Genomic DNA, 17,233 nt, shown 5'->3' with positions numbered 1-17,233 from the left:
TTAAGCCATCGCGCCGGGCGCACGGCGCTGGCGGACGGCGGCCTGGGTCTGCGCCTGTGGGCGCGGCTCTGACCGGTTTGCCGGCGCGGCGCGGATTGAGACCAGGGCGTGGCGCGGTCCGTGACGGATAGCCCACGGCCTGGAAATGGCCGTTCGCCATGATTTTGAGCAAGGAGCTCCCGCGCCGATGAGCGTCACCCTGTCCATCGCCGTCTTCTTCATCATGTGGTGGACGACCCTGTTCGTGGTCCTGCCGTTCGGTGTGCGCAGCCAGCACGAGGCTGGCGATGTGGTTGAAGGCTCCGAGCCCGGGGCGCCGGCCCGGCCCCTGCTGTGGTGGAAGCTGTTGTGGACCACCGTGGTGACAGCGGTGCTGTTCGCAGCGCTCTACGCGGCCATGCCCTACATCAATCTGTAAGGCGCAGAGGCGGGCGGCACCCCGCCACGCGCTTGTGTTTTGCCGCGTGCGGGTGTGTTCTACGCGCCGATTCCCGTAAGCCGTGGCCATGGCCCGGCGCGTCGGTTTTTGGATTGCGGGACCGGCGGCGCCTTAAGGCGGCGCGGGTCGCGCCGCGGCGCCTTCACCGCTCTGCGACGGGCGCGACGTATCCTGTTGATTTGATAAAAGCTTTTCTGGAAAGTGCAGGCCGCCTTTCCCGAAGATCGCTGTTTTTCCAGCCTGTCCGGAGCCATCATGCGCCTGAGCCGCTTTTTTCTCCCGATCCTGAAGGAGAACCCCAAGGAAGCCGAGATCGTCTCGCACCGCCTGATGCTGCGCGCCGGCATGATCCGCCAGGAGACGGCGGGCATTTACGCCTGGCTGCCGCTCGGCCTGCGGGTGCTCAACAAGGTGACGGCGATCATCCGCGAGGAGCAGAACCGGGCCGGGGCGATTGAGCTGCTGATGCCGACCATCCAGCCCGCCGATCTGTGGCGCGAATCCGGCCGTTACGACGCCTATGGCAAGGAGATGCTGCGCATCACCGACCGCCATGACCGCGAGATGCTGTTTGGCCCCACCAATGAAGAGATGATCACCGAGATCTTCCGCGGCTATGTGCGCTCCTACAAGGATCTGCCGCTGAACCTCTATCATCTGCAATGGAAGTTCCGCGACGAAGTGCGGCCGCGTTTCGGCGTCATGCGCTCGCGCGAGTTCCTGATGAAGGACGCCTATTCCTTCGACCTCGACATGGACAGCGCCCGCCAGTCCTACAACGCCATGTTCACCGCATATCTGCGCACCTTCGCCCGCATGGGGCTGAAGGCGATCCCGATGAAGGCTGACACCGGCCCGATCGGCGGCGATCTGAGCCATGAGTTCATCATCCTCGCCGACACCGGCGAGAGCGCCGTGTTCTGCGACAGCGACTTCCTCGATTTCGACGTTCCCGCCGCCGACACCGATTTTGGCGATCGCGCCGGCCTGCAGGCGGTGTTCGACAAATGGACCTCGCGCTACGCTGCCACCGAGGAAATGCACGACGCCGACGCCTTCGCCCAGGTGCCGCAAGAGCGCCAGATGGCGGCGCGCGGCATCGAGGTCGGCCACATCTTCTATTTCGGCACGAAATATTCGGCGCCGATGAACGCCCAGGTCACTGGCCCCGACGGCCAGCTGCGCCCGGTGCATATGGGCTCCTATGGCATCGGCCCGAGCCGTCTGGTGGCGGCGCTGATCGAGGCCAGCCACGACGACGCCGGCATCATCTGGCCGGACGCGGTCGCGCCGTTCAATGTCGCCATTCTCGACCTGAAGGCTGGCGACAGCGCCACGGGCGCCGCCTGCGAGGACCTGTATCGCCAGCTGAGCGCGCGCGGCCTCGACGTGCTGCTTGACGACCGCGATGAACGCGCCGGCGGCAAATTCGCCACCGCCGACCTCATCGGCGCCCCGTGGCAGATCCTGGTCGGCCCCAAGGGCCTCGCCGACGGCAAGGTCGAGCTGAAGCGCCGCGCCACCGGCGAACGCGAACTGCTGTCGCCCGCCGACGCCGTGGCCCGCATTATCGGCTGAGACGGCTCTGTGGCGCGCTGGCCTTCCACGCCACGCGCCGCCAACGTGTACCATCGCCCAACCACCGTCATGCCCGTGCTTGTCACGGGCATCCACGTCTTCATGGCTGATCCGTTTCTGCACCACCGAAGTGAAGCGCGCAGTCGTGGCGCAACGCGTGGATGCCCGTGACAAGCACGGGCATGACGCGGGTGGGGGGCGGGGCCTTGGATTCTGGGACGGGAGGCGCCGCCTGCGTTGCCCGCCCGTTGTCCGCTTAAACTCCCAGCGCCAGCGCAGGTGCAGTGGCAGCGCCTACACCACAACCATCGCCCCAATGCCGTCATGCCCGTGCTTGTCACGGGCATCCACGTCTTTGTGGCTGCTCCGTCCCTGCGCCACCGCAGTGACGCGCGCAGTCGTGGCGCAACGCGTGGATGCCCGTGACAAGCACGGGCATGACGCGGGTGGGGGGCGGGGCCTTGGGTTCGGGGGTGGGAGGCGCAGCCTGCGTTGCCCGCCCGTTGTCCGCTTAAACTCCCAGCGCCAGCGCCGGTGCAGTGGCAGCGCCTACACCACAACCATCGCCCCAAACGCCGTCATGCCCGTGCTTGTCACGGGCATCCACGTCTTGTGGCTGATCCGTTTCTGCACCACCGCAGTGATGCGCGCAGTCGTGGCGCAAAGCGTGGATGCCCGTGACGAGCACGTGCATGACGCGGGTGGGGTGCGGGGCCTTGGGCTCTGGGGCGGGAGGCGCCGCCTGCGTTGCTGCAAGCCTGCCACGCGCCAACGCCCTGCATTGCCGTGGATTGGTCGCAAGCCAGGCGCGGTGACAGCAAATATTAAGCATATTCTGCGTTACACTGGTCTCATGCCGCGCAAGGGATTCTCTCTTGCGCCCCCGCGCCATGCCCGGGCCGTGCGTTGAGGTCGCCAAGGGCGTGGCCTTCCGAACGGCGCGCCGCCGGGCGGGGCGTGCGGTACGCCTGCTGCGTCTGTGGCGCAGGGCGATATGTCCTCCGGAGCCATGACGCCATGACCAGCCCCGCGACACCCCAGGCCGCCAGCACGGACGCGATCGTGGGGCCTCCGCCGAAAAGCGCCGGCACGCGCGCCTTTGCGCCGTTCGAGTGGCTGCTGGCGGGCCGCTATCTGCGCGCCCGGCGCAAGGAGGGCTTTATCTCGGTGATCGCCGGGTTCTCCTTCCTCGGCATCATGCTCGGCGTCGCCACGCTGATCGTGGTGATGTCGGTGATGAATGGGTTCCGGCAGGAGCTGCTGACCAAGATTCTCGGCGTCAACGGCCATATCTTTCTCCAGGCCATCGACCGGCCGCTCGATGATTATCGCGACCTGACCCGCAAGCTCGACGGCATGAAGGGCGTGCAATTCGCGCTGCCTCTGGTCGAGGGGCAGGCGCTGGTGTCGTCGAAGAACGGCCCGTCCAGCGGCGTGCTGGTGCGCGGCGTGCGCGGCGAGGACCTGCAAAAGGTCAATTTCATCGCCCGCAATATTCGCGAAGGCACGCTGGAAGGCTTTGACGCCAAGGAGGGCGTGGTGATCGGCAGCCGGCTGGCGATGAATCTGGGCGTCCACGCCGGGGACAGCGTCACGCTGGTCGCCCCGCAAGGCGCTTCCACGCCATTCGGCACGGCGCCGCGCATCAAGACCTACCCGATCAGCGCCATTTTCGAGATCGGCATGTCGGAATTCGACAGTGGCTTTGTCTATATGCCGCTGAGTGAGGCGCAGGCCTATTTCAACAAGGGCGATGAAGTCTCGGTCATCGAAGTGTTCGTCGCCAATCCGGACAAGGTCGACGCCGTGCGCACGGTGATCGACGAGAATATTGGCCGGCCGGTGATGATGACCGACTGGCGCATGCGCAACCAGACGTTTTTCAACGCCCTGCAGGTTGAGCGTAACGTCATGTTCCTGATTCTGCTGCTGATCGTGCTGGTGGCGGCGCTGAACATCGTTTCTGGCCTGATCATGCTGGTGAAGGACAAGGCCCAGGACATCGCCGTGCTGCGCACCATGGGCGTGACGCGCGGCGCAGTGATGCGCATCTTCCTGATCACCGGCGCGGCGATCGGCGTGGTCGGCACCCTCACCGGCGCGGTGCTGGGCATCGTGCTGGCGTCGAATGTCGAGGCGATCCGCGCCTTCCTCAACAAGGCGCTGAACTCCAACCTGTTTCCGGCGGAGCTGTATTTCCTGAGCCGGCTACCGGCGGTGATCGACCCGCTGGAGGTGACGATCATCGTCGCCACGGCCTTCTTCCTGTCGCTGCTGGCCACCCTGTATCCGAGCTGGCGCGCCGCCAAACTCGACCCCGTGGAAACCCTGCGCTACGGCTGAGCCAGAACAGGGAGCCAATTCAGGGGATCAGTTCAGGGGATCGGGGCGAAGGGGCGAGGCGAGGAGCTGAGCGGCCCGGCGTCCCAACCCCGGCGCCCCCAACCCCTGCGCGCTAAACCTTGCGCTAAACCTTGCGCTTAACGCCATCTGCGCCACATCCCGGTTCCGGCCCGCCGGACAGCGCCCCGAGGAGCACCTGCGTCATGAGCGAACCGCCCGCCCTGTATCTGACCGGCATTCAGCGCAGCTACACCCAGGGGCAGCGCGCCCTGTCGATCCTGCGCAACGCCGAGCTGGCGATCTGGCCTGGTGAGATTGTCGCGCTGGTCGCGCCTTCCGGCACCGGTAAATCCACGCTGCTGCATGTGGCGGGGCTGCTGGAAAAGCCGGACGCCGGCGAGATTTATGTGGGCGGTGAGCCGACCTCCAGCCTCGATGACGGCGGTCGCACCGCCTTGCGCCGCACCAGCATCGGCTTCGTTTACCAGTCGCATCACCTGCTGCCGGAGTTTTCGGCGCTGGAGAATGTGGTGCTGCCGCAACTGGTGACAGGCCTCGGACGGCGCGAGGCCGAACGGCGGGCTGGGGAGCTGTTGGGCTTTCTCGGGCTCGGCGAGCGTCTGAACCACCGGCCAGCCGAACTGTCGGGCGGCGAGCAGCAGCGGGTGGCCATAGCCCGCGCCGTCGCCAACGCGCCGCATGTCCTGCTGGCCGACGAACCCACCGGCAACCTCGACCCCGAGACCGCCGAGCATGTGTTCTCCACCCTGGTGACCCTGGTGCGCGCCACGGGGCTGGCCGCCCTGATCGCCACCCACAATCTGTCGCTGGCGGCGCGCATGGACCGGCGCCTGACCCTGATCGACGGCCAGGTGGTGGATATGGACGAACTCCACGCCCGCCACGGGGCGTAACCTCCAGCCGCGCAGACGCATAGCTTTCGAAGACCTGATGAGCTAAAGCGCCGGCCGGGCGTGACCACCACCTGATGAGGCATGCTCATCGTGTGGCGGGCCTATCGCTGCGCCCTGCATCCCGCGCGTGCAGGCGGCGCTCGGCCGCGCTTGCGCTCGCGGCACTGCGCGGTCCCATTTTATGCCAGTTAGGCTGAAGCCTGCGCCGCCCCGTCGGCGCGGGTTTGCTTGCGCCTGCTTGCTTGCGCCTGCTTGCGTGGCGCCGGCTATCTTGGCGCCGGCTTTCCTGGCGCTGGCTTTCCATGCCCCTGCTTGCCTCGCGTTGGCTTGCCTTGGCGGCATCTCCTGGCCGGATTCATTTCCCCATTCATTTCCCCTTGCACAGCGATGGAGGCGTTCGCCGCCATGGCGCCGATGTGATGTCGCCCAGGGCGATGGACAGCCGCAGCCCTGGGCGTTGCGGCGCCCTGCGGCGCTCTGCGGCTCCTTGGGCCAGCAGGCGTGCGTGCTTTGACGAAAAATGTTGCGGCGCCCTCTGGTTCCGACGCCTGGGGGCGGAGCGACTGACGCTCGGGGGGCGTCGCAGCGACGGCGCTGTTTTTGCGTCCTGATAAAGCAGCGCGGCACGCCGCTGCGTAAGGTTTTGCCCGCTATCGGTTTTTTGGGGAGCAAGCGTTTCGGAGCGCTTGCGCCCAGCGCCGGTTTGTTTAGTTGTCGAGGTCACGTTGGTGATGCCGTCGTCACGGGCGTGCACCCGTCCGTTCAAGTGGTCCGTTGCTTCGGCCTTGGCCGCTCGCCGGCGCGCGCCATGCCGACGGCCGGCTCCGGGCACGGGACGCGCGGCGAAAGGGGCGGTCGCAGATGTGGCGGGGGATGGCGTAAGGCCGACTGGACTGTTGCGCGACGCCAGCGCGTCACGACGTCGATCAGGAGGGGGGCTGGGATGGTGTTCGGATGGCGTGACGCCGAGGTCACTCCGCTGTCGCGCGTGGCGGATGGTGCTTTGCATGCATTGAAGCCTGGGGCAGCCCAGACGGCCAAAGCAAACAACGGGCCAAACAGCACGCCTGCCAGCAAGCCAGCGGGCAAGCCTGGCCGGGCCGGGCTGGGGGCGGTGCGCCGCGACTTCGCGCCCTGGGCGGATCCGCAGGCGCAGCCGCTGATCCGGTTCGAGGGCGTGCAGAAGCGCTTCGGCGAGGCCATCGCCATTCACCAGCTCGATCTGTCGATCTATCGCGGTGAGTTTTTCTGCCTGCTTGGCCCCTCAGGCTGCGGCAAGAGCACGCTGATGCGCATGCTCGCCGGCTTTGAACAGCCGGATGTCGGGCGGGTGCTGATCGATGGCGTTGACCAGGCTTTGGTGCCGCCGCACCAGCGCCCGGTCAATATGATGTTCCAGAGCTACGCCCTGTTTCCGCATATGAGCGTTGAGCAGAACATCGCCTTCGGGCTCAGGCAGCAGAGGCTGGGCAAAGCGGAGATCGCCGCCCGCGTCGAGGAGATGCTGACGCTGGTGCAATTGCTGCCCATGGCGCGACGCAAGCCGCACCAATTGTCCGGCGGCCAGCGCCAGCGCGTGGCGCTGGCCCGGGCGCTGGCGCGGCGGCCGCAGGTGCTGCTGCTGGACGAGCCGCTGGGGGCGCTCGACCGTAAATTGCGCGAGCAGACCCAGTTCGAGCTGATGGATATTCAGGAAAAGCTCGGGGCCACTTTCCTGGTCGTCACCCATGACCAGGAAGAGGCGATGGTGATGGCCGACCGCATCGCCGTGATGGATCTGGGACGCATCGCCCAGCTCGATACGCCGGGGCGTATCTATGAGGCGCCGACCAGCCGCTACGTGGCGAACTTCATTGGCGAGGCCAACATGCTCGAAGGCGTGGTGACCGGCCAGCACAATGGCCTCTGGCGCATCGCCTGCGCGGCGATCGATGGTGAATTGCGCGTGGCCTCGGACGCCGCACTGCAGCTCGGCCAGGCCGTGGCCGTGGCGGTGCGCCCGGAGAAAATCCGCATCGATCGCCAGCCGCCTGCGGATGCCGCCAATGTCATCGGGGGCGTGGTGTGGGACATCGGCTATCTCGGTGACTGGACCACTTATGTGCTGAAGCTGCCGCAAGGCGACACGCTGAAGGCGTCGCGCGCCAATGTGGCGCGCCACGTCGCCGAGCCGCTGAACTGGGATGAACCGGTCTACGCCAGTTTCGCCGCCGATGCGGCGGTTGTTCTGACGGATTGAGCCCCATGCTGCGCCATTTTCGGGCCATGCCAACCTCATGTTCGCCCGCCGCCGTCGATGCGTGCGCGCAAGGCCGTCGCTTGTGCGGGCGCCAAAGCGTCGCCGCCATGGAGCGAGCCATGTCGATGGCGACGCCTGTTGCGATGAGCGAGGCCGTCGGGGCGGGGCGGTTGGTCCAGCTGTCATCGCCTGCCATGGGAGAGCATTGATGCGCCGTCGTGGGTTCGACAGGCCGGGCGGCGGCTGGCTGGTGCGCCTTGCGCCAGTGCTGTGGCTGTCGCTGTTTTTCCTCGCGCCATTCCTGCTGGTGGTGCGGCTGAGTTTCTCCGAGGCGGCGACGGCGCAGCCGCCATACCGGCCGGTGTTTGACCTGGCCGATGGGCTGGGCGGCCTGTGGCAGGGGATGCAGCAGCTGCGCGTCGACAATTTTTTACTGCTGCTTGACGATCCGCTCTATCTGGTTTCGGCCCTGACCTCGCTGGGTTACGCCAGCGCCGCGACGCTCGTGCTGTTGCTCATCGGCTTCCCCATGACCTATGCCCTGGCGCGTCAACCGGCGGGCCGGCGCGAGCTGTTGCTGTTGCTGGTCATCCTGCCGTTCTGGACCAGCTTCCTGATCCGGGTTTACGCATGGATCGGCATCCTGAAGCCAGAAGGGTTGCTGAGCGTGGCGTTGCAATGGCTTGGCCTGATCGCTGAGCCCGTACAGATCATGAATACTGGCTGGGCGGTGATGATCGGGCTGGTCTATTCCTATCTGCCCTTCATGGTGCTGCCGCTCTACGCCACATTGGTGAAGCTGGACGGCAGCCTGCTGGAGGCGGCGCAGGATCTGGGCGCGACGCCGCTGCGCGCCTTCTGGAGCGTCACCCTGCCGCTGGCGGCTCCGGGCGTGGCGGCCGGAGCGCTGCTGTGCTTCATCCCGATGATGGGCGAGTTCGTCATCCCCGACCTGCTCGGCGGCTCCGACACGCTGATGATTGGCCGCACCTTATGGAGCGAGTTTTTCAGCAATCGTGACTGGCCGATGGCGTCGGCGATCGCCGTGGTGATGCTGGCGTTGCTGCTGGCGCCGATTTTGCTGTGGCGGCGGCTGGAAGAGCGCGCAAGCGAGGCGGAGGGCCGCGCATGACCGGCTCGCGTCGCGCTTTTGATGTCGTGGCGCTCGGCCTCGGACTGCTGTTTCTCTACGCGCCGATCGTCATTCTGGTGCTGTGGTCGTTTAACGATTCGCGGCTGGTCACCGTCTGGGGCGGCTTTTCGCTGCGCTGGTATGTGGCGCTGTTTAACAATGGCCCGCTGATGGAGGCGGCGTGGATCAGCCTGCGCATCGCGCTGGTCTCGGCCACGCTTGCGACGGTTCTGGGCGCCATGACGGCGCTGGCGCTCACCCGCCATGGCGGCTTTCGCGGTCGCACCCTGGTGACCGGCATGGCCTATGCGCCGCTGGTGATGCCGGAAGTGATGATGGGCCTTGCGCTGCTGCTGCTCTTTGTCGGCCTCGGCGTCGATCGCGGCTTCTGGACGGTGGTGATCGCCCACACCACCGTGACCATGTGCTTCGCCACGGTGATCATCCGCGCGCGCCTCGCCGATTTCGACGTCAGTTTGGAAGAAGCGGCCATGGATCTCGGCTGCCCGCCGTGGCGCACGTTTTTCGTCATCACCTTGCCGCTGATCGCGCCGTCACTGGCGGCGGCGTTCCTTCTGGCCTTCACCTTGTCGATGGATGATCTGGTCATCGCCAGCTTCGTCTCGGGCCCAGGGTCGACGACGCTGCCGATGCGAATCTACAGCCAGGTGCGCCTCGGCGTCACGCCAGAGATCAACGCCGCCTGCAGCATGCTGATCGCCTTCGTCACCATCGGCCTCGGCGTGGGTTTCCTGCTGCTGCGCCGCGCCGGGCGGCGGGTGGGGTAAGGCTGCGGCGGGCTGGTTGGGGGGGTATGGATGATGTTTTCGTATTTGTTTGGCGTTTAGTGAATTTATTCATCGTGAATGACGATAAATTATTACAGAAGCATAGCAGAATTAAGTAGAATTTGTGTAATGGCGGCCACAAATTTTGGTTAATATTTTAGGTTTACGTCTTGATATCCGGCGGGCTTACGCAATACTTGACGTCAGGCAAAGGGGCGCGTGCTGTAGGACGAGGTGTCGGATGTTTGGGTTCCGGGGTGGCGGACGACGACGGCCGATTGATCCGGACAGCGCGCAGGCGGCCAGGGCGGCCAAGCCGGTTGCGTCGCGCCAGCCAGACAGGCGCGACGGCGTAGCCGCAGGCGCGCCGCATGTACCGCCCGACGCCAGCGGCCACGAGGCGGCGGGCAAGGCCCAGGAAGAGATCCGGGGGCAATTGGCCGAACTCGGCCAACGGCTGCAGGCCATGCGCACCGCGGGGGAGGCGCTGCAGACCTTGCAACGTTCGGTGTCGCACCTGTTGGTTGAGCATCAGCGGACGCAGATATCGGTCGATGGCGCGCGCGGTGAACTGGAGGCGGAGCGCGAAAGTCATGCGCGGCTGCGCCATGAGTTTTCCATCATTCAGGAAGAGGCGCAGGCGCAACGCCAGGCCTTCGTGCAACTTGAGATCGCCATGGAATCGCTGCAACAGCGTTTCCAGGACCTGACCGTGGAGTTGAACCAGGCGCGGCGCGACCTGGCGGCGGCGCAGGGTGAGATCACCAGATTGCGGAGTGAACAGGCGGAAACGGAGGGGCGCGTCGAGGAGGCGGAGGAACGCGCGGCGCTGTATCGCGGCAAGTTCGAAGAGCGGCAGATTGATATCGCCGCATTGGAAAATGCCGTGAAGAAACATGAGCAGCAGGCGTCTGTGCTGCTGGAAGAGCTCGGCGCCCTGCAGATGAGCGTTGAGCAACGTAACCGCGAGCTGGCGCGTCGGGAGCGTGAGCACGCCGAGACCCTGCAGCAGCTTGAGCAGACTGAGGTGGCGCGCGTGGAGCTCGACGCGCAGCTGGTTGACGCGATTCGCAAGCACAAGGCGGCGGAGCAGAGCCAGGCGGAGGCGCTGGAGCAGTCGCGCGCCATGGTGGGTTCGCTCACCAATCGCTCAGACGCCCTGATGTCACGGCTGCAGGTCACCGAGCAATTGCTGGCCCGGGCGCGCGAGGAGATCACCTTGCGTTCTGAGGAGCACGGCACGGCGCAACGTCAGATTCTGCAGCTCAATCTCGACAAGAGCGCGCTGGAGAAGCGGGTTGAAGAGCTCAGGCGTGAGCGCGAGAGGGTGGACCGGTTGGCGCGGGAAACCACCGAGATCAACACCCGATTGGCCGAGCGCAGCCACGCGCTGGTCGCGACCCTGAAGGCGCGCGATCGCGATTTTGAGGGCACGCGGCAAAAGCGGATCGCCGCCACCGCCGAGCTGTCGCATGTCCAGGAACAGGCGCGGGCGACGGAAGAGCAGTTCCAGACCCATGTTGCCGAGCTCAACACCCAGATTGCCCATGAGCGCAGCAGCCGCCAGATGTCGGATGGCTCGCTGGAGGCAGCGCGCGCGACCATTGATGGTCTGCGCACGCAATTGGCGCGGTTGCGAGCTGGCGGCGGTAGTGATGGCGATGTCGGAGCAGATCATCACGGCGAGTCAGGCAGCCGCCTGTCGACGGCGGCGCAGCTGGTGCTGCTAGACGATGCGGAGCAGGGCGATGCCGCCCGTCCCGCTAACGGCGCAGGGGCGGCGTCCCGTATGCCGCAACGGCATACCCCTAACGTCGTGCCAAACGTAACCGTCGAAGCCGAGGACCCCACCGTCAATTAGCGCCTGAGTGCGCCTGCGCCCGGCCCAGTCGGCCAGGCGCAATGCTCCTGTAGACCTCAGTTCGCCTGGTCGCCTCGCGATTGATGAGGGATGCAGCGCAAGCGCGCGCCAACGACGACGGATGGCCGCCTGACGCGATGAAAGTCATTCCCGTCAACTCGCCCTGTGTTGTGGAGGTCTGCGTCATGTGGAAGGCGATCGAGAGTCCATTGTCGTTCATCCGCTGCCTCAGCGTGCGGGCCAGCCACCGCGTCGCCCTCGGGGCCAATGGCTCGGCGCCGGCGGCGGTGACGCCAGACGCGCAGTATCTGCGGCTGTTCGCTACGCACGCCTGCACCGTCATGCTCGCCCGCAGCGATGGCGAGATCCGCACTCTGACCATGGCGCCGCGCCAGGCATGGATTGCCTCGGCTGACGGCGTCAGTGAGGTGCAGGTTGCGCCCGCAGCCCAGGGCGGACGGCTCTACATCAACGAATTTGGCTGATGTTTACCCGGTCAGGGTCGCTCCCGCCGGCGGGTTGGCCTCGCCGACTGCCTATTGACCCGGAGCCCCAGGCGTTGAAGACGACCCGTCCGGCGCCGTGGGCGAAGGCAGCGGCGCGTCGGGCGCGGGTTGCGGTAGGAGCGTCACGACTGGCTTTGCCCAACTGCCGCTCAGCCTGAACTTGCTGCGGCCCGGGTCTTCGCCGCCAGCACGGACTGTTCCAGTCATGGCCAGGGCGCCGTCCAGCGCCTTGACGTCGCCGAGCATGGTCAAAGTGGGGCTGGCGCCCGCGGCCTGGGTGGAGATGTCATCCACCCACACCGCGCCGCCGGGGGCCAGCGACCAGATGGCGCGCAGGCTGGTGAAGCCGGTGCGGCCACGTAGCCGCAGCTGTTCCGGCGCACGCCGTTGGTTGGCGTTACGCAGTGCGTCGGCGATACTGACGCCAGTAATTTCGCCGTCGCTCACTTGCAGCTGGCCGTGGCCTTGCAGCCGCATCAGCAGTTCGGTCCGGTCGCGGCCACTGGTCTCCAGAATGGCGGTTCCGCCCAGCGCGCCCTTCAGCCGCAACGGTCCATCCTGCAGCGCCGGCGCCTGGGTCATGTCGATCTGGTCGGCGCTGATCTGGCCCTTGATGTCGAAGCCAGCAGGGCCGGGAGTGAGGGCGACGCGCCCCTTGACCGCGCCACCGAGCGTGCTGGCGGAACCCAGCACAGCCTCAAGCTTGCCGTTGCGCGCCAGAATGCTGGCCGCCACATCCGTTGCGCGCCAGTCGGCGCCCAGCCGGAGACTGGCGGCTGACAAACGCAGGTCGAGATCCCAGAGCCGCAGCGCCTCCTGCGACAGCAGCGGCTGGTTTGCGCCCCAATCGGCGAGGCTGGCGTTGCGCAAATCCAGCGTGTCAGCGGCGAGGGTGCCGCCAGCCGCCCAGCCGCCGGCATCGCCGGGTCGCAGGGCCAGCGCGCCCTCAAAGGCGCTGTCGCCCAATTTGAGCGAAGCGGATGACAGGGCCACGCCGCGGGCATTGATGGCGCAAACAGCGTCGAGCGTCGCGCTGACGCTGCGGACGGCAGGTAAATGCAGTCCAAGCCAGCTATTCAGACGGGCCAAATCGCTGGTGGCGAGGCTGGTGCGGCCGTCCAGCCGCCGGCCGCCGTCGCTGAGGGCGCCGCGCAATTCGCCACGCAAGGGCACGCTGATCAGTCGCATGATGATGTCGGCGCTGCCGTCACTGGTCATGGCCCGCGGCGCAAGGCCCGCGAGCTCAAGCTCAACCGGCTCGCCAGCGATGGTTGCGGCGCCCGCAACGCTGATGCCAGCGTCGGCTGAAGGCCAGGTGATGCTGGCGTTGATATTGCTGATCGGCGCCGGTTTGCCGTCTGCCTGGAGCAGGGCGCCGGCCACCAGGGTTATGCGGCGGGGCGTCGCCTCGCCGGCGCTGGCGCGACGGTGCAGCGCTGCGAGCGCCTGAGTGGCGCCGGCCCACACACTCTCAAAACTGGCGCCAGGCTGCGGGCCGCGAAACGCCGGCTCGACCAGGGTGACATCGCTCAGCGCCAGACGTCCCCACAACAGCGGCGCCACCTGCAGCTGGCCGCGAAATTGCCTGGCGCTGGCAAGCAGCCGTCCGTCGGCGTCGGTCAGGCGCACATTGTCGATCTTGATGCGCGGCGCTGGCAGCAAGGCGACGGTGACGTCGCCGTCATAGGACAGGCTGGCGCCAGTCATGGCGGCGACATGCCGGATGAGCTGCCGCGCCGCCCGTTGGTCAGCCAGGGTCCATGGCGCCGAGCCCGCGATAATCACGGCGAGGCCCACACTGGCCATTAACAGGACGCTGTGTCGGCGCATGAAGCTTCCTGACGGGACTGATTCTCTGATGGTTGAGACAATCAAAGCTTTCGGTCTGGATCAATCTCCAGCACGGCGCTACGGCGCGCGCGATGACTGCTACGCCGCTTCTCCTGTGCAAGCCCGCCGCTCCGCCGGGCAAGATCGTGTTTGTCATGGCGCCGTTGCAATGCGACGGGAGCCGCGCCCAGCCCGATCAGGGCTGAAGACGCCGCCCCGCCGCCGAGGCCCGGCTATCAAGCCACGCGCACCATACGCTTGCCACGGTTTTCGCCGGCAAGCAGGCCTATCAGCGCCTGGGGCAGGTTCTCCAGCCCATCGATGATTTCCTCCTGCACCTTCAGGCTGCCTGCGTTGGCCCATTGCCGCAGCTCGGCGAGGGCGGCGTCGCGCTCGTCGTCGAAGTCATTGACGATGAAGCCTTCCATGCGCAGCCGCCGCACGACGATCAGGCCAGGCACGCCGCGGACGCCGCGCGGGGCGCCGGTGTCATATTGCGAGACCGCGCCGCAGCAGGCGATGCGCCCGCCGAGGTTCATGCGGAACAGCATCGCCTCAAGAATGTCGCCGCCGACATTGTCGAAATAGACGTCGACGCCATCCGGCGTCGCCGCCTTCAGGGCCTTGTGGAAGCCGTCGCCCTTGTAGTCGACGGCGGCGTCAAAGCCGAGTTCCTTGACCAGCCAGTCGCATTTGTCCTTGCCGCCGGCGACGCCGACCACGCGGCAGCCCTTGATCTTGGCGATCTGTCCGACGAGCGAACCCACGGAGCCTGCTGCGGCGGAGACGACCACGGTTTCGCCGGGCTTCGGCTGGCCGATTTTCAGCAGGCCGAAATAGGCGGTGAGGCCAGGGATCGTGTACAGGCTGATCAAATGGCTCAGCGGCTCGGCGCGCTGCAGCTTCGTCGCTTCGCTGGCGTCGATGGCCGCATATTGCTGCCAGCCGGTGTCGGCGAACACCAGATCGCCAGCTGCGAAGCCCTCAGCGCGTGATTCCACCACTTCCGCCAGGGCGCCGCCAGCCATCACCGCGCCCGCGCCAATCTCCGAGCGATAGGTCGCCGCCTGCATCCAGGCGCGATTGGCGGCGTCGAGCGACACGATCAGCACGCGCACCAGCAACTGCCCGTCGCCCGCCGTCGGCACGTCGCCATCGACGGCCTTGAAATGCTCATGGCCGAGCTTGCCGGTGGGCTTCTCGACCAGAAGGATCTGACGGTTTGACTGCGGCGCGTTGCTCATAGCGATGTCCTCCCGAACCGGCTGGGCCGGATATATTGCTGTTTGGTCCATTGGCCGGATTTGGCGGCGCCGGGTCAAGCGCTTTGGCGCAGTTCGGGCGTCAGGCGCCCGCCTTATTGCATGTCGCCTCCGCGAAAGCGGCTGCGCTCCTTCTGGCATCAACCGCCAAATTGCAATTCTGGCAAACACTTGTCCGGAAATTTGAATGTATTCAATAAAGTCGCACGGGCTGTGCGAGAACGGCGCCGGCGAGCACGCGGGGTCGGCGCAGCGTCGAGGGTTTGACCAGGTGAGCGGACGTAGTCGACGCTCACGGCACGGCGTGCTGAAGCCGGCGAGCGCCAGACGCATCCGTTGACGAGTTGCGCGAACATCGCTGCATAACTGTCTGAAAACAAAAAAGGACGCCGGAAATCCCGGCGTCCTCCTGATCGTCTGTGCGGCTCTGAAAGGATCAGAGGCGCTCGATGATGGTGACGTTGGCCAGACCGCCGCCTTCGCACATGGTCTGCAGGCCATAGCGCTTGCCGCGGGCGTGCAGGGCGTGGATCAGCGTGGTCATCAGCTTGGCGCCCGAGCCGCCGAGCGGGTGGCCGAGCGCGATGGCGCCGCCGTTGACGTTGAGGTTGTCCGGGTTGGCGCCCAGCTCCTTCAGCCATGCCATCGGCACGGAAGCGAAGGCCTCGTTCACTTCATACAGGTCGATGTCGTTGATCGACATGCCGGCCTTCTTCAGGGCGACGCGGGTCGCCTCGATCGGGGCCTCGAGCATGATCACCGGATCGCCGCCGACCACGGTGAGGTGGTGGACGCGGGCCAGCGGGGTCAGGCCGAATTCCTTCAGGGCCTTCTCATTGACGACCAGCAAAGCGGCGGCGCCGTCGCAGATCTGGCTCGAGGTGGCGGCGGTCAGGCGGCCGCCTTCCTGGATCAGCTTCACGCCCTTGATGCCCTCGAGGGTCACATCGTAGCGGATGCCTTCGTCGATCTCGTGGATGATCTTCGAACCGTCATCGAGGGTGACCTCAACCGGCACGACTTCCTTTTTGAAGGCGCCTTCCTTGGCGGCGCGGATGGCCTTCAGCTGCGAGTTGTAGCCGAACTCATCCATCGCATCCTTGGTCAGGCCATGCTTGACCGCGATCTGCTCAGCGCCGGTGAACTGGCTGAACTGCACGCCCGGATAGCGCTCTTCCATCTTCGGGCTCTTGTAGAAGCCGAAGCCGTTCTTCATCGGCAGCACGGCCGACAGGCCCATCGGCACGCGCGACATCGACTCAACGCCGCCGGCGATGACCACGTCCTGGGTGCCGCTCATCACGGCCTGGGCCGCGAAGTGCAGGGCCTGCTGCGACGAACCGCACTGACGGTCGACCGAGGTGGCCGGAACCGACTCAGGCAGACGCGAGGCCGACACGGTGTTGCGGGCGACGTTGGTGGCCTGCTCGCCAACCTGGCCGACGCAACCCCAGATCACGTCGTCGACGCGGGCAGGGTCGATGCCGGTGCGGTCGAGCAGGGAGTTGATCACCTCGGCGCCGAGGTCAACCGGGTGCCAGTCCTTCAGACGGCCGGCCTTGCGACCACCAGCGACGCGAGCCGCTGCGACGATATATGCTTCTGCCATTTCTCTCTCCCCAGGGGCCAATGGCCCGTTGTCGCCGTAGGGGCGGCTCTGGCGCAGCCATCGCTTGCGCGTTGGCTGGACGCCCTGGAGCCCGCCCGCATTGAAATGCTCCGGCGCAACATCCGCGCTCATTGCGCGCACGCTGTCCCGGTACGTTCTTCACGCTGATCCGGCCAATTTTCTGCCGGATCAGGATGTGTCGCCCCGCGCGTCCCACGTCAAGGCCTGTGCCCCTGGCGGGCAGGGCGCCAGCGACCTGCGCCCCGTCGCGCTTGCATCGCCGCGCTGTTCGCTGGTCGCCAAGAGCCCCGGAGCTTCAGGCGGTCGCCCAAAGTCCCAGCTTCAGTTGCAGGCATTCAGGTCCTCGCAATAGCGCTCCATGCGTCAGCCGCAGCCCCCAGCCACAGTTCGTTGCATATACACACTTGAAATTCTAACGATCGTTTGGTCAATGTTGTCAAGCTCCGCGCCATCGTTCCCTTGGTCGTGGTCGCAATACGACGGATCTGGCGCTGCCTGAGGAGGTGCGCGGAGGCTGTCGCCCTTCTCTGCTGGGGAGCGTTGCTTGTGGGAAGCAACGCTCCGGCCAGGCTGTGGATGGTGTGCACGGCCGGACCACGCGACCTGCGACGACCGGGGGCAGGTGGACAAAAACTGGCGCGCCCCGGCGTAACAACGCTCAGGTTCAGGAGCGCCGCCAGACAGGGATTTTTGGGTGTCCAGCAGGATGCC

12 protein-coding genes are annotated in these 17,233 nt (G+C 66.3%); 9 read left to right on the top strand and 3 right to left on the bottom strand.

Features of this window, described 5'->3' with window-relative positions; genetic code table 11:
• The first annotated feature begins 187 nt into the window (after positions 1 to 187).
• From AC6A67_RS11775 to AC6A67_RS11735, 9 genes are all read left to right on the top strand, one after another.
• Complete coding sequence (locus tag AC6A67_RS11775; RefSeq protein ID WP_498036744.1) at positions 188 to 418, top strand: DUF1467 family protein; 231 nt, start codon at positions 188 to 190, stop codon at positions 416 to 418.
• Between the two features lie 276 nt (positions 419 to 694).
• Positions 695 to 2,017, top strand: a complete 1,323-nt coding sequence (gene proS / locus AC6A67_RS11770; RefSeq protein WP_498036743.1) for a proline--tRNA ligase — start codon at positions 695 to 697, stop codon at positions 2,015 to 2,017.
• Positions 2,018 to 3,034: 1,017 nt separating this feature from the next.
• The gene (locus AC6A67_RS11765) at positions 3,035 to 4,360 is read left to right on the top strand and encodes a lipoprotein-releasing ABC transporter permease subunit (RefSeq protein ID WP_498036742.1); all 1,326 of its coding nucleotides are present in this window, start codon (positions 3,035 to 3,037) and stop codon (positions 4,358 to 4,360) included.
• A gap of 203 nt (positions 4,361 to 4,563) precedes the next feature.
• Positions 4,564 to 5,274 carry an ABC transporter ATP-binding protein gene (locus AC6A67_RS11760; RefSeq protein ID WP_498036741.1) on the top strand — a complete coding sequence of 237 codons (711 nt, stop codon included), beginning with the start codon at positions 4,564 to 4,566 and terminating at the stop codon, positions 5,272 to 5,274.
• 943 nt (positions 5,275 to 6,217) lie between these two features.
• Positions 6,218 to 7,513, top strand: a complete 1,296-nt coding sequence (locus AC6A67_RS11755; RefSeq protein ID WP_498036740.1) for an ABC transporter ATP-binding protein — start codon at positions 6,218 to 6,220, stop codon at positions 7,511 to 7,513.
• 208 nt (positions 7,514 to 7,721) lie between these two features.
• Positions 7,722 to 8,645: an ABC transporter permease gene (locus tag AC6A67_RS11750; protein WP_498036739.1), complete on the top strand. Its 924-nt coding sequence runs from the start codon at positions 7,722 to 7,724 to the stop codon at positions 8,643 to 8,645.
• Complete coding sequence (locus tag AC6A67_RS11745; protein ID WP_498036738.1) at positions 8,642 to 9,433, top strand: ABC transporter permease; 792 nt, start codon at positions 8,642 to 8,644, stop codon at positions 9,431 to 9,433. The genes AC6A67_RS11750 and AC6A67_RS11745 overlap by 4 nt, the downstream gene beginning before the upstream one ends.
• Positions 9,434 to 9,674: 241 nt before the next feature.
• Positions 9,675 to 11,294 (top strand): hypothetical protein, encoded by a 1,620-nt coding sequence (locus AC6A67_RS11740; protein ID WP_498036737.1) that lies wholly within the window; start codon positions 9,675 to 9,677, stop codon positions 11,292 to 11,294.
• 185 nt (positions 11,295 to 11,479) lie between these two features.
• Positions 11,480 to 11,779: a hypothetical protein gene (locus AC6A67_RS11735; protein ID WP_498036736.1), complete on the top strand. Its 300-nt coding sequence runs from the start codon at positions 11,480 to 11,482 to the stop codon at positions 11,777 to 11,779.
• Between the two features lie 51 nt (positions 11,780 to 11,830).
• Here AC6A67_RS11735 and AC6A67_RS11730 read toward each other — a convergent pair whose 3' ends face one another.
• From AC6A67_RS11730 to AC6A67_RS11720, 3 genes are all read right to left on the bottom strand, one after another.
• On the bottom strand, positions 11,831 to 13,630 hold the full coding sequence (locus AC6A67_RS11730; protein WP_498036735.1) for an AsmA family protein: 1,800 nt from the start codon (positions 13,628 to 13,630) through the stop codon (positions 11,831 to 11,833).
• A gap of 236 nt (positions 13,631 to 13,866) precedes the next feature.
• Positions 13,867 to 14,874: an NADP-dependent oxidoreductase gene (locus AC6A67_RS11725; RefSeq protein WP_498036734.1), complete on the bottom strand. Its 1,008-nt coding sequence runs from the start codon at positions 14,872 to 14,874 to the stop codon at positions 13,867 to 13,869.
• Between the two features lie 454 nt (positions 14,875 to 15,328).
• Complete coding sequence (locus AC6A67_RS11720; protein WP_498036733.1) at positions 15,329 to 16,501, bottom strand: acetyl-CoA C-acetyltransferase; 1,173 nt, start codon at positions 16,499 to 16,501, stop codon at positions 15,329 to 15,331.
• Positions 16,502 to 17,233 lie beyond the last annotated feature (732 nt).

The organism is Camelimonas sp. FR25, assembly GCF_059740505.1.
This window is presented reverse-complemented; position numbering and strand designations above follow the sequence as displayed.